This is a genomic window from Arsenicicoccus sp. UBA6765, from assembly GCF_002453335.1.
Classification (GTDB): domain Bacteria; phylum Actinomycetota; class Actinomycetes; order Actinomycetales; family Dermatophilaceae; genus Arsenicicoccus; species Arsenicicoccus bolidensis.
On record NZ_DKGR01000017.1, the window covers coordinates 186563 to 199338 of the forward strand.

The 12776-nt window shown below is 71.7% G+C and carries 8 protein-coding genes; 2 read left to right on the top strand and 6 right to left on the bottom strand.

Going from position 1 to position 12776, the window contains the following annotated elements; genetic code table 11:
• Nucleotides 1–3: 3 nt before the first annotated feature.
• From glmM to rplM, 3 genes are all read right to left on the bottom strand, one after another.
• On the bottom strand, nucleotides 4–1362 hold the full coding sequence (gene glmM, locus B4K29_RS03815; RefSeq protein WP_019286316.1) for a phosphoglucosamine mutase: 1359 nt from the start codon (nucleotides 1360–1362) through the stop codon (nucleotides 4–6).
• Nucleotides 1363–1546: 184 nt separating this feature from the next.
• Nucleotides 1547–2050 (bottom strand): 30S ribosomal protein S9, encoded by a 504-nt coding sequence (gene rpsI, locus B4K29_RS03820; RefSeq protein WP_019286317.1) that lies wholly within the window; start codon nucleotides 2048–2050, stop codon nucleotides 1547–1549.
• A gap of 42 nt (nucleotides 2051–2092) precedes the next feature.
• Nucleotides 2093–2536, bottom strand: coding sequence for a 50S ribosomal protein L13 (gene rplM / locus B4K29_RS03825; RefSeq protein WP_019286318.1), 444 nt, complete (start codon nucleotides 2534–2536; stop codon nucleotides 2093–2095).
• Nucleotides 2537–2783: 247 nt separating this feature from the next.
• On the opposite strand from rplM, the gene B4K29_RS03830 reads away from it, so the two are divergent.
• Both B4K29_RS03830 and B4K29_RS03835 read left to right on the top strand, forming a co-directional pair.
• On the top strand, nucleotides 2784–3383 hold the full coding sequence (locus B4K29_RS03830) for a winged helix-turn-helix domain-containing protein (protein WP_019286319.1): 600 nt from the start codon (nucleotides 2784–2786) through the stop codon (nucleotides 3381–3383).
• A gap of 136 nt (nucleotides 3384–3519) precedes the next feature.
• The gene (locus tag B4K29_RS03835; protein ID WP_286966440.1) at nucleotides 3520–4833 is read left to right on the top strand and encodes an MFS transporter; all 1314 of its coding nucleotides are present in this window, start codon (nucleotides 3520–3522) and stop codon (nucleotides 4831–4833) included.
• Here the strand turns inward: B4K29_RS03835 and B4K29_RS03840 are convergent.
• From B4K29_RS03840 to B4K29_RS03850, 3 genes are all read right to left on the bottom strand, one after another.
• The gene (locus B4K29_RS03840) at nucleotides 4802–5743 is read right to left on the bottom strand and encodes an aldo/keto reductase (RefSeq protein ID WP_286961796.1); all 942 of its coding nucleotides are present in this window, start codon (nucleotides 5741–5743) and stop codon (nucleotides 4802–4804) included. The genes B4K29_RS03835 and B4K29_RS03840 overlap by 32 nt on opposite strands.
• Nucleotides 5744–5891: 148 nt before the next feature.
• Nucleotides 5892–11690 (bottom strand): pullulanase-type alpha-1,6-glucosidase, encoded by a 5799-nt coding sequence (pulA, locus tag B4K29_RS03845; RefSeq protein WP_286966441.1) that lies wholly within the window; start codon nucleotides 11688–11690, stop codon nucleotides 5892–5894.
• 169 nt (nucleotides 11691–11859) lie between these two features.
• The gene (locus tag B4K29_RS03850) at nucleotides 11860–12729 is read right to left on the bottom strand and encodes a tRNA pseudouridine synthase A (protein ID WP_029211844.1); all 870 of its coding nucleotides are present in this window, start codon (nucleotides 12727–12729) and stop codon (nucleotides 11860–11862) included.
• Between the last annotated feature and the right edge of the window lie 47 nt (nucleotides 12730–12776).

Here is a 12776-nt window from a genome sequence, read left to right on the forward strand (position 1 = left end):
CGGTCACAGCGAGAGGTTGTCCTTGACGACCTTGGCGAGGCGCTCCGCGGCCTGCCTGGCGTGCTCCTCGGTCTGCGCCTCCACCATCACGCGCACGAGGGGCTCGGTCCCCGACTTGCGCAGCAGCACCCGGCCCGAACCCTGCAGCTCGTTCTCGACCTCGGCGACGGCGATCTTGACGGCGTCGTTGCGGTCCACGGCGTCCTTGTCGACGCCCTTGACGTTGACGAGGGTCTGCGGCAGGCGGGTCATGACGGAGGCGAGCTCGGCCAGCGAGCGCCCCGACTCGACGACCCGCGCCGCCAGCATGAGGGCGGTCAGGACCCCGTCACCCGTGGTGCCGTGGTCGAGCATGATCACGTGACCCGACTGCTCGCCACCGAGCGACAGGCCGTTGGCCCGCATGTCCTCCAGGACGTAGCGGTCGCCGACGCCGGTCTGGCGGATGGCCACGCCCTGGCGCTCCATCGCCTGCAGCAGGCCGAGGTTGCTCATGACCGTCACGACGAGGGTGTCGCCCGCCAGTCGTCCCTGCTCCTTGAGGGCCAGCGCAAGGATCGACATGATCTGGTCGCCGTCGACGACCGTGCCCTGCGCGTCGACCGCGAGGCACCGGTCAGCGTCGCCGTCCCAGGCGAAGCCGAGGTCGGCGCCGCGAGCGACGACCGCCTCGGACAGGCGGTCGAGGTGGGTGGAGCCGTAGCCGTCGTTGATGTTGAGGCCGTCCGGGGAAGCGCCGATCACGTCGACCGTGGCACCGGCCCGCTCGAACACCTCGGGACCGACCTGGCTGGCCGCGCCGTGCGCCGCGTCGACCACGAGGTGCAGGCCGTCCAGACGGGTCGGGACCGCCTCGAGCAGGTGCTCCATGTAGAAGTCGGCGCCCTGCGGGAACGGCCGGATGCGTCCGACCGCGGCACCGGTCGGACGCTCACCCGCGGACTGCTGCTCGGCGTCCAGGCGCTCGAGGATCTCGTCCTCCTGCGCGTCCGAGAGCTTGTGCCCGCCCTTGGCGAGGAACTTGATGCCGTTGTCGGGCATCGCGTTGTGCGAGGCCGACAGCACGGCGCCGATCGAGGCGTTCATGCGGGCCGTGAGATAGGCGATGGCCGGGGTGGGCAGCACGCCCGCGTCGAGGACGTCGACGCCCGCCGACGCGAGGCCCGCGCAGACCGCCGCACCCAGGAACTCGCCCGAGGCGCGGGGGTCGCGGCCGACGACCGCCACGGACCGCTGGCCACCGAAGGCGCCCTTGTCGCCGAGCGTCCTCGCGGCCGCCACCGACAGGTGCAGGGCCAGGTCCGCGGTGATGTCCCGGTTGGCGAGGCCGCGGACGCCGTCCGTGCCGAAGAGTCGAGCCACAGGAGGCCTTTCGTCGTCGGGCCGCGCGAGGGCGGGCCCGGGTCAGCTGAGAGTGGTCTGCCCTCGACCGTACTACGCAAGGGGTCGACGGCGTCCGCATCGCCCCGGCACGCCGAACGGCGGCCGCCCCGAGAGGGGACGACCGCCGTTCGATGGCACTAGGCCGGTGCGGCGCGGAACGAGATCAGCGCTTGGAGTACTGCGGGGCCTTGCGGGCCTTCTTGAGACCGGCCTTCTTGCGCTCGGGCACGCGGGCGTCGCGGGTGAGGAAGCCGGCCTTCTTGAGGGTCGGACGGTTCAGCTCCTCGTCGACACCGTTGAGCGAGCGGGCCACGCCGAGGCGGACCGCGCCGGCCTGGCCGGAGGGGCCACCGCCGTGGACGCGCACGAGCACGTCGTAGGCGCCGTCGAGCTCGAGCACCTTGAGGGGCTCGTTGACGATCTGCTGGTGCACCTTGTTGGGGAAGTACTCCTCCAGGGTGCGGCCGTTGATCTTCCACTCGCCGGTGCCGGGGACGATGCGCACGCGGGCGATGGCCTGCTTGCGACGACCGGTCGCCGCGCCGGGGGCGGAGGCGGAGGGCTTGCGGGCGGGCTCGACCGCGGTCGAGGACTCGCTGGTGTACTCGGTGAGCTCGGGCTCGTCGGTGTCGAGAACGTTCTCGACGTCGATGCTGGTGTCAGCCACGTTGTTTCCTTAAATCTCTACGGCAGCGTCGCGCGAGGCGGATTACTGCGCGACCTGGGTGATCTCGAAGGGGACAGGCTGCTGGGCCTGGTGCGGGTGCTTGTCGCCGGTGTAGACCTTGAGCTTGGTCAGCTGCTGGCGGGCCAGCGAGTTCTTCGGCAGCATGCCGCGGATGGCCTTCTCGACGGCCCGGGTGGGGTCCTTGTCGAGCAGCTCGGCGTAGCTCTGGCTCTTCAGACCACCCGGGTAGCCGGAGTGGCGGTAGGCCCGCTTCTTCTCGAGCTTGGCGCCGGTGAGGGCGACCTTCTCGGCGTTGATGATGATGACGAAGTCGCCCATGTCCACGTGGGGGGCGAAGGTCGCCTTGTGCTTGCCACGCAGGAGCGTGGCGGCCTGGACGGCCAGACGGCCAAGCACGACGTCGGTCGCGTCGATCACGTGCCAGGTGCGAGTGACCTCGCCCGGCTTCGGGGTGTACGTACGCACGGTGTTTCTGCCTTACGTTCGATGAGTGTCTATCGGCGGTATGCCGTGAGCTCCCGGCGACCTGCGCTGGGGTGCATGCCCGCAGAGGGCACACGGCACAACAGTCCTCAAGTCTACCGGCTGCCCGGTGCGACCCCAAACGGTGGCGCGGGACCCGTCATACGGCCCCTGACCTGGGATGACAGGGGTCCACGGTGTTTGTGCAAAACTATTGTGCAAACAGAGTGTGCAAAGTTATTGTGCACGTATGACGATCCCGCCGCCCCCTCCCCCGCTGTCATCGGTCCGGCTCACCGCCACGGCCGTCAAGGTCCTCGCGCACCCGCTGCGATCGCGGCTGGTGGGGGCACTGCGACGCGAGGGCCCTGCGACCGCAACGGCGCTCGCCAAGGTGATGGGCACCAACAGCGGCGCGACGTCATACCACCTCCGCAAGCTCGAGGAGGTCGGTCTCGTGACCGAGGTGGGCGACCGGCAGGGCCGACGCCGTCTCTGGGCCGCGTCCGCCGACCTGACCATGGTCAACCCCAGCGAGTTCCTCGACGACGAGGACGCCGACACGGCGCTCGGGTGGCTGGAGCGTGACTGGCTGCAGCACTTCCACGACAAGTTCGGGGCGTGGCTGGACGCCCGCCACCGCTGGCCCGCCTCCTGGCAGGACGCCGCCTCCATGAACGACACCATGCTCGTCGTCACCGACGCCCAGCTGGCCGAGCTGCGGGACAAGGTCTCAGAGCTGGCCGACTCCTACCGCACGGCCGGGCAGGGCAACCCCGAGGCCAAGCGGGTCTCCTTCTACTACGTCGCCTACCCGATCGACCTCGACAAGACCCCTCGTCGCCGCTGACCCCCACCCGCCGACCGGTCACGTCCCGACACCCCACCACCGCCGACCGCTCACGTCCCGACACCCCACCACCGCCGACCGGTCACTTCCCGACACCCCACCCGTCGAGAACTGACCAATCGGCGTAGGAGCCGTCATGCCCACCCTCTCCCCCCGCACCGTCTTCCTGACCCTCAGCGCGACCCGGTGGGCGCCGGCGGGGCTCGTCGTGGGCCTGTTCGCGCTCGTAGCCCGGGAGCGCGGCCTGACCGTCGCCGAGACGCTCTCCTACGTCTCCTTCCAGGGCGTCGCCGTCATCCTGCTCGAGCTGCCCTCGTCCGTCCTCGCAGATGCGCTTGGCCGCCGGCCCCTCCTGCTCGTCGCCGGGGTCGTCAACGTCATCGCGGCCGTCGCCTACCTGCTGGCGGACAGCTTCTGGGCCTTCGCGGTGGCCGCCGCCCTGATGGGGGTCTATCGCGCGCTCGACTCCGGCCCGCTCGAGGCGTGGTACGTCGATGCCGTCCACGAGACCGACCCCGACGCCGAGGTGGCCGGTGACCTCGGCGCGCAGGGCACCATCCTCGGGATCACCATCGCCGGCGGTTCTGTCCTGTCGGGCGCCCTGGTGGCCTGGCACCCCTGGCGTGACCACAGCGCCCTGCTCCTCCCGCTAGTCCTCTATGCCGTCCTCTGCGTGGCGCACCTCGTGGCGACGGCGGCGCTGCTCCGCGAGCGGCCACGAGGCGTCGCGGGCATGGTCGGTTCGGTCCATCCACCCTCCCCTCACCGTGCGGCGCTGCGTCAGGTCGCCGCCTCGCTGCGCGAGACCCCAGCCGTGATCGCGGACAGCGTCCGGCTCGTCGTCCACAACCGGGTGCTGGCCGGGATCGTCGCCGTCGAGATTGGTTGGTGCGCAGCGCTGGTCGTCTTCGAGACGCTCCTCAGCCTGCGCCTGTCCGAGCAGCTGGGTGGGGCGGCCGCGGCGGGTCGATGGATCGGACCGGTGTCGGCGGCCGGTTGGGCGGTGTTCGCCGTGGGCTCGTCCCTGGCCGGGCGGCTCCACCGACGCATCGGGGTGGCGCGCACGGCCATCCTCGCCCGGGTGCTCAACGGCCTGGGTGCGCTCGTGATGGGGCTGGCCGCCGGACCCGTCGCCCTGGTCGCGGCCTACCTGTTCACCTACGGCCTGCACGGCGCCGCGGGCGTCGCCCACAACGCGCTGCTGCACCGCGAGGCCACCTCCGCCAACCGCGCGACGGTGCTGTCGCTGAACTCCCTGGTCTTCTTCGCGGCGGCCGCTGCCTGGTCACCGGTGCTGGGCCTCGTGGCCGGCCGGACGAGCATCGCGACCGCCATGGTCGTCGGTGGCCTCGTCTCGGTCCTCGGCCTGCTCGGCTACCTCCCTGCGGCGAGGAAGGAGGGACGACGGACCCACCCCGTCAGGGCACGGCCACCCCGCGCGCAGAGGTGAGCAGGGCGTACCACTGCTGCCGGCTCAGCTCCTCGGCCACGCGTCGGGCGCCCGCGCAGGCGGCGATGCGGCCCGGGTCGGTACTGCCCACCACGGGCGCGATGCGGGCGGGGTGCTTCATGAGCCAGCCGAGCACGATCTCCTCCCGGGTTGCCTGGAGCTCGTCCGCCAGCCTCTGCACGAGCCGGGCGGTGCGCCGGTCGCCGCCGTCGGAGTCCTCGGGCAGACGACCCGAGTAGCGGCCCTGCGCCAGGCTCCCCCACGCCTGGACCTGCACGCCGTGCTCCTGGCAGTGCTCGAGCGTGCCCTCGGGGAAGGGCGCTGAGGTGGACGACCCCGTGTTGACGCAGATCCCCTCCTCCACGAATCCCCGGTGGTGCAGGGACAGCTCGAGCTGGTTGACGGCGATGGGCAGGTCCAGGTGCCGCTGCAGGGAGCGCATCTGGGCCGCCGAGAAGTTGGAGACGCCGACGGCGCCCACCAGGCCGTCGGCGACGAGCCCGTGCAACGCGTCGGCTGCCTCCTGCGGCACCATCAGCGGGTCCGGCCGGTGGAGCAGCAGGGTGTCGACGTGGTCCACGCCCAGTCGCTCGAGGCACGCGAGGGTCCGGGTGCGGATGGCCTGGGCGGACAGGTCGTAGTGCCCGACCACTTCGTCCGACGGCAACGTGATCCCCACCTTGGTCTGCAGGCGGATCCGATCCCGCAGCCCGGGGTGTCGGCGCAGCACCAGCCCGAACGCCCGCTCGGCCTTGCCGCGCCGATAGATGTCGGCGTGGTCGAAGGTCGTCATACCCGCGTCCAGCGCGGCCAGCACGGCCCGCTCCGCCGCGTCGACCGCCTCGGGGGTGACCTCCTCGCCGTCCCAGTCGCCACCCAGACCCATGCATCCGTAGACCAGCTCGTTCATGAGCTCAGTCTCGCCGGTCTGGCAGCCCGGTGCACGGGCTGCCGGACCGCGGGCCCGACCCGGAGCGGTGGACCGACCACGCGCGGTGGACCGACCACGCGCGGTGGACCGATCCGACGCGAGGGACGGGATCGGACCCCCGGCCGGGTCAGCGTGCCGGCTGGACGAACACCGCCACGGTGCGCGCCGGAACGGTCGCGACGCCCGTCGCGGCGTCCCAGCGGGACTGCCGGACGACCGCGTCGGCGCCCTGCTGCTGGACGGGCGACAGCGTCATGGTCGCGCGCTTGAGGCCCGGCAGCGGCTGGCTGACCGCCTCGGGGGTGGCGTTGAACACCACGACCACGCCGTCCAGGGCCGGGTCGACGGCCGTGCCGCGGGTGTCGTCGATCCGCATCACGACGACGCCCGGCCGGGCGTCGGTGGTGCCGCTGACCGGATAGCTCAGCTTGGCCTTGATCTGGTCGGCTGTGCCCAGGCGGAACAGCGGGGTGGAGAAGCGCAGGCGCAGCAGGTCCTGGGCCTGCGTCGTCGCGGTCCGCACGTCCGCTGCGGACGGCTTGAGCGAGGCGTCGGCCAGCAAGGGGCGCATGGACTCCCACTTGGCCTTGTTGGGGCCTGCGGGAGGCAGGCCGTGGCCGAAGCCGTTGTCCGCGCCCGTCCAGGAGAGGGTGTTGAACCAGTCACCGCTGTTGTAGCTGTCCCGGTCGAAGCTCTTGCTGCGGAGCAGGTCGGCGCCGGCGTGCCAGAAGCTCGGCGACTGGCCGAGAGCCGTCGTCGACAGGGACAGGGTGTTCATCCGGACCCGGTCGGCCATGCTCGTCGAGCGGGGCAGCTTCATGGTCAGTGCGTCCCACAGCGTCTCGTTGTCGTGGGCGTCGACATAGCTGATCGACTCGGCCGGCTGGTCCGCATAGCCGGCCTTGGCGCCGTTGTAGTCAACCTGCTCACCAGTGACCGTCGTCCCCCGCGTGGAGCGGAAGCTGAACGACCGCAGCTGACCGGCGAGGCCCAGCTGGAGGAGGTCGGTGTCGTTGGCCAGGTCGGCGGCCCCGCCGGCGACGGGGGTCCCGTTGGGGTCGGTCGCGACTCCTGAGCCGAATCCCTGGGCGCGGGGGTCGTCGTCGAACGGGCCGCCACCGCGCACGGCGTCGCGGAGCCGGTCGTTGAACGCCCCGATCCCCGTCCCACCGAGCTGCCCCTGCGTGGCCTGGCGGAAGAGCGCGTCGTCGGCGACCTCGCCGAAGTTCCAGCCCTCGCCGTAGACGTAGACGCTCCGGCCGTCGACACCGTCCCGGGCCGGCGTCAGGGCGTCGAGCGCGGACCGCACCTTGACCATCGACTCGCGGCTGTGGTGACCCATGAGGTCGAAGCGGAAGCCGTCGACCTTGTAGTGCCGGGCCCACAGGACGACGGCGTCGACCATGGCCTTCTCTGCCATGGCGTGCTCAGTCGCGATGTTCTGGCAGCACGTGGAGGTGTAGACCGCGCCCTTGGCGTCGAGGCGGTGGTAGTAGCCGGGGACGATGCGGTCAAGGACGGACTTGGGGTCCTGCCCCGAGGCCGGGGTGTGGTTGAACACCTGGTCCAGGACCACCCGCAGGCCTGAGCGGTGCAGCCCCCCGACCATCGTGCGGAACTCCGCCACCCGGGCGCCGCCGTCGGCGCTCGCGTCGCTGGACGCGTAGGACCCCTCGGGCGCCATCCAGTGCAGGGGGTCGTAGCCCCAGTTGTAGCCGTCCTTGTCGGCGACCTTGGTGATGCAGGCCTGCTGGCCCTCGCTCGCGGGCCCCATGGACGCCAGGTCGCATCCCGGTGCCTGCTGGTCGGCGCGCCCCTCGGGGATGGACGCGATGTCGAAGGTCGGGAGCAGGTGCACGGTGTTGAGACCCGCCTTGGCCAGCGAGCGGAGGTGCTTGGTGCCGTCGCCCTCGTCGGCGAACGCGAGGTAGGAACCCCGGTGGGCGGCCGGCACGGAGGCGTCACCGATCGAGAAGTCACGCACGTGCAGCTCGTAGATCGTCGAGTCGACGGACTGCTTCAGGGCCGGCGCCCTGGTGTCCCGCCACAACCGGGGAGCAAGGGCGGGGTCGGCGAGGTCCACCGCCACGGACCGCGCCGAGCCGGGGGTGAGTGCCACCGAGTAGGGGTCGGTGACGACATTGGTCTCGATCGTGCGCGTGGTCGGCGCGTAGACGACGACCTCGTAGGCGTAGCGGGCGTCCTTGAGCCCGGGCCGGGTGGCCGTCCAGGCTCCGTCCTGCCCACGATCCATCCGGGTCCGCGTCGCCGCGCTGACGGGGGCCTCCGCCGCCGCGCCACGGGGCCACGACAGGAGGGTGACCTGCTGCGCCGTGGGCGCCCACACCGCGAAAGAGGGGGTGGCGCCGCGGAAGCTCACGCCGTAGGAACGGGCCGTGGCGCGCGGCGCGTACAGCGCGTCGATCACCGGTGCGATCTGCACGCCCGTGGCGTCCTGGAGCCGGCCGAGGTGGTCGTACATGCCCACCGCGACCTGCCCGCGCAGGATCTCGGGGGCCTGGCGGGACGCCGCCCGGTCGAGCCGCAGGGCGTGGTAGCCCTCGAGCTCGGGGTGGGCGGCCAGCACGGCCGCCGGCAGCCCGGCCGGGTCCCGCGTGAGCGAGGCCTGGCCGCCGTCGGGCGAGGTGATCGTCTCCGCGTCCATCGCCAGTCGCGCGCTCGGGGACCAGTGCAGGCGCCACCGCAGGAGCGCGGGGTCGGTGCCCTGTGGCACCGCCGCGGCGGGCCACGCCATCAGGTCCGGAGCGACCCAGACGGCCCGCTGGGTGCCGAGGTCGGGGGCCGAGCCGGCCCGGGACGTCTTCACCGTCGTCATGTGGGTGCCGATCGTGTAGGAGATGGTGACCACCGTGCCGTCCGACGGCACGGTGAGCGGCATGTTGGACCCTCCGGCAGCGCCGCCCGCACCATAGCTCTCGGTCCACGACAGCCCGTGCGCCACCTTGAACTCGTAGGTACCTGCCGGTATCTGGTCGCTGGACCAGGTGTAGGTGCCGTCACCGTCGGGATCCTGGAGCCACGGCCGCATGCAGTCGGGGGCCCAGTCACCGCCGCAGCCCAGCTTGGCCTGGTAGGAGCCCGGGGCCGTGATGATCGGGCCCTGGGCATCACTGGTGGCGTGGTGCGTGGCGTGGTCGTAGTAGAAGGTGACGTTGCCGCCTGGTGCGGTGTAGTCGATGTTGGTCCCGCCCCGGACGCCGCCGGCGCCGTAGTTCTCGTCCCACGCGCGGTTGATCGCCGCCTTGTAGGAGTGCTGGCCCGCCGGGATCGTGGTGAACGTGCGCTTCCAGACCTGGTCCTTGGCGTCCAGCGCGAGCTGCGCCTGGTCGCAGGCCGGCGCCCAGTCCTCGCTGCAGCCCATCTCGGTGTTGTGCGTGCCGGGGACCGAGACCGCCTGGGGCTGGGTCACCGGGCCGACCCCGCCGCCCGGCGTGGGGGCGGTGCCCGGCTCGCCGACGATCCCGTAGGACGAGGACGCCGACACGTTGCCGGTGCCGTCCTTGGCCACCGCGCGGTACTCCAGCAGGGTCCCCTTGGCCAGGCCGCTCACGTCGTGGAAGACCCGGTAGGGGGCGTTGTCGTCGGTGCCGAGGGTCGTCCACGAGGACGTCCCCACCGGGCGGTAGGCGAAGGTGACCTGGGCGAAGGTGTTCTCCGGGATGGCCGCCGAGATCTCCGCGCGACCGCCGACGGTGGCGCCGGCGCCAGGAGAGGTGAGGTAGACCGCGGGCGCGGCCGGCCGGTGGGTCATGGACCCGGTCGAGGACCAGACGCTCACCGACAGCGGGGGCACGGTCGCGGTGACCCGCCCGTCCTTGTCGGACTTGAGGGTCGACCTCGTGCCGTGCACGGGCAGGAAGGGCCGCTGCCTGACGTAGGTCGAGAAGGAGGCGGACGCGGCCTTGGTGCTGTTGTTGACGGCGACGACGTACTCACGACCGGTGGCCCGGTCGATGCGCGAGAAGGCGTAGATGCCGGCCGCGTCCGAGGCGTAGCGGTGGATCTGGGCACCGTCCGCGAGCGCGGGGTTGGCCTGCCGCAGCGCAGACAGCTCGGAGATCGTCCGATAGAGCGGTGCGGACCTGTCGTAGCGATCCCGCGACCCGGGGGCTCCGCCGATGACGGGCTCCTCGGCATACTGCTGGACCTTGGTGGCGAACATGTCCTGGCGCGAGTCCTTGTCGCCCCCGGCCCCCGCGAAGCCCTGCTCGTCGCCGTAGTAGGTGACGGGCTGTCCCCGGGTGAGGTACATGATCTCGTTGGCCAGCCGCGTGCGCTGCAGCAGCTCGCCGCCGGTGTAGCCCGCCTTGGCGAGCATCATGCCGACGCGTCCCATGTCGTGGTTGCCGAGGAAGGTCGGCAGCTGGTAGGCGTTCGAGTCGGCGTCGGTGTAGTAGTCGTCCCCGGCGAACAGGTCGCGCAGGCCGGTCGTGGCCTTGCCCTGGGCGGCAGCCACGGCTGCGCCCTGGAAGCCGAAGTCCAGCGTGGCGGGGAGCTTGCCGGCCGTGGTGTAGGTGGACGTCACCTTGGGGTCGCCGTCGTAGACCTCGCCGAACATGAAGAAGTCCTTGCGGCCGATCGACCGCGCGTGGTCCAGGACCCGTGGTGAGAACCGCTGCCAGAACTCGAGATTGACGTGCTTGACCGTGTCGATGCGGAAGCCGTCGATGCCGAGGTCGACCCACGCGGCGTAGACGTCGCCCATCCCGTCGACCACCTCGGGCCGCTCGGTGAACAGGTCGTCCAGACCCACGAAGTCGCCGTAGGTCGTCGACTCGCCCGCCCAGGTCGAGTCCCCGCGGTTGTGGTACATCGTCGGGTCGTTGAGCCAGGAGGGCACCCGCACCGTCTTGTCCGCCTCGGTGCGGTAGGTCGGGGTGTAGGGGAAGGACGACTGCGCCGACAGGGGCGGGAACTGCTTGTTGACGTAGTCCCGGTCGTCGAACGCCTGGCCCGCGGCCGTCCTGTAGGGGACCGCCGACTTCGGCACGTAGGAGTACTGCTTCTGGGCGTAGTCCAGGACGTCGGCCGTGTGGTTGGTGATGATGTCGAAGTAGACCTTCATCCCCTTGGCGTGCGCTGCGGCGACGAGGGCCTTCATCTCGGCGTTGGTGCCGAGGTGCGGATCGATCTGGGTGAAGTCGGTGACCCAGTAGCCGTGGTAGCCGGCGCTGGCGTCCGCGCCGGTCCCCTGGACCGGGCGGTTCTTGAACGACGGCGTGAGCCAGATCGCGGTCGTCCCGAGGCCCTTGACGTAGTCCAGCCGCTGCTGCAGACCGGCCAGGTCGCCGCCGTGGTAGAAGCCCTTGTCCGACGGGTCGAGCCCGGTCTCGAGCCGCCCCCCGGTGAGCCCTCCCTGGTCGTTGCCGCGATCACCGTTGGCGAACCGGTCGGCCATGACGAAGTAGAAGCGCTCGCGCGTCGTCGGCGGGCGCAGGCTGTCCTGGGCCAGGGCCTTGTCGGCGGTGGTCGCGCCCCCGGCGAGGCCGAGCGGGGCGATCCCGGTGCGGTGCGTGGTGTCGTCGTAGGTCACCTGCAGGCGCGCCGGGCCCTTGAGCACGAGCGGGGCGTTGTCGCCTCCCTTGGTGCCGTCCAGCGCGTAGGACTCCTCCCACGTGCCGTTGATCGCCGTCTTGACCTCGTAGGACCCGGCCGGCACGTCGAAGGTGCGCTGGTAGGTCGAGGTGCCCGGCTCCGCCACGAGACGGGTCTGCTCGCAGGCGGGCTGCCAGTCGTCCGAGCAGCCCAGCTCGGACTGCAGCGATCCGACGAGGGTGACCGTGCGCGTCTGGGCGGCCGCGGCGGCCGCGGCGATGGGGGCCTGCGGCAGGCCGATCGCGGCGAGGGCCAGGGCGGCGAGGGTGGCCAGTGCCGGGCGGGCACTGCGGCGAATCGTGAGAGGCACGATGTCTCCTGGGAATTCATGCACGCAGTGGGGGCCGCGAGCACCTGACGGGCCACGTCGTCGTGGTCCAGTCGCCAGTATGGCGCCCGCCACCGACATACCGCCCCTCGACCCCTGCAAGAACTTGCACATCTTGCAGCAACCGCGTCACCGTGCTGCCTGCCGGCGCTCAGTCACCCGGCAGGGATCTGAGGGTCCTGGCCGCCCGCGCCCGTCCGGCGAGCTCCTCGTCCGGTGGGTAGCGGACCTCGTCAAGGCTTAGCCCGTGCGGCGGCATCACGGCGACGCCCGGGTCCCGGCGCGCGCCCACGAGCACGTCGCGCAGCCAGGCACCGTCCCGTCGGCCCTCCCCCACCGGCACGGCGCCGCCGATCAGGGCTCGCACCATGGAGTGGCAGAAGGCATCGGCCCGCACCGTGGCCACGAGCACGCCTTCCTCGTCCCGCACCCAGGAGTACTCCAGCAGGGTCCGGATCGTCGTCGCGCCCTCCCGCTGCTTGCAGAACGCCGCGAAGTCGTGCAACCCGACCAGTCCTGCGCACGCCTCTTGCATCCGCTCCAGGTCCAGCGGCCGCCGCACCACCGTGGTGTCGCGCCGACGCAGCGGGTCCAGCCGGGCCGGGTCGTCCAGCAGCCGGTAGCGATAGCGTCGCTCGAGCGCCGAGAACCGAGCGTCGAACCCGTCCGGGGCCACCCGGACGAAGCGGACCACCAGGTCGTCGGGCAGCACCCCGTTGAGCCGGCTCACGGCCGCCTGCACGGGCGCACGGTCCGACCGCCCCGGCAGCCGGGCCAGATCGTCCTCCACCACGTCCAGGTGGCAGACGGCGCCCCGCGCGTGGACCCCGGCGTCCGTGCGCCCGGCCACCGTGAGCCGCGGCGCCAGGTCACTGCGCAGGATCGTGCGCCACGCCGTGGCCAGGGTGTCCTCGACGGTCCTCCGGCCCGGTTGCGCCGCCCAGCCGCTGAAGTCGGTCCCGTCATACGCGAAGTCGACCCGCAGGCGGACCGGGGCCGTCGGCACGAGGGGAGCGTCCATGACCGTCGATCCTAGCCAGGCTGGGACTCTGCTCCGGACCATCGCCG

What these genes read in the sequence shown, in the direction of transcription:
- B4K29_RS03830 (WP_019286319.1), top strand. Translation starts at nt 2,784, where the DNA reads ATGACGATCCCGCCGCCCCCTCCCCCGCTGTCATCGGTCCGGCTCACC.
- B4K29_RS03840 (WP_286961796.1), bottom strand. Translation starts at nt 5,743, where the DNA reads ATGAACGAGCTGGTCTACGGATGCATGGGTCTGGGTGGCGACTGGGAC.
- B4K29_RS03835 (WP_286966440.1), top strand. Translation starts at nt 3,520, where the DNA reads ATGCCCACCCTCTCCCCCCGCACCGTCTTCCTGACCCTCAGCGCGACC.
- B4K29_RS03850 (WP_029211844.1), bottom strand. Translation starts at nt 12,729, where the DNA reads ATGGACGCTCCCCTCGTGCCGACGGCCCCGGTCCGCCTGCGGGTCGAC.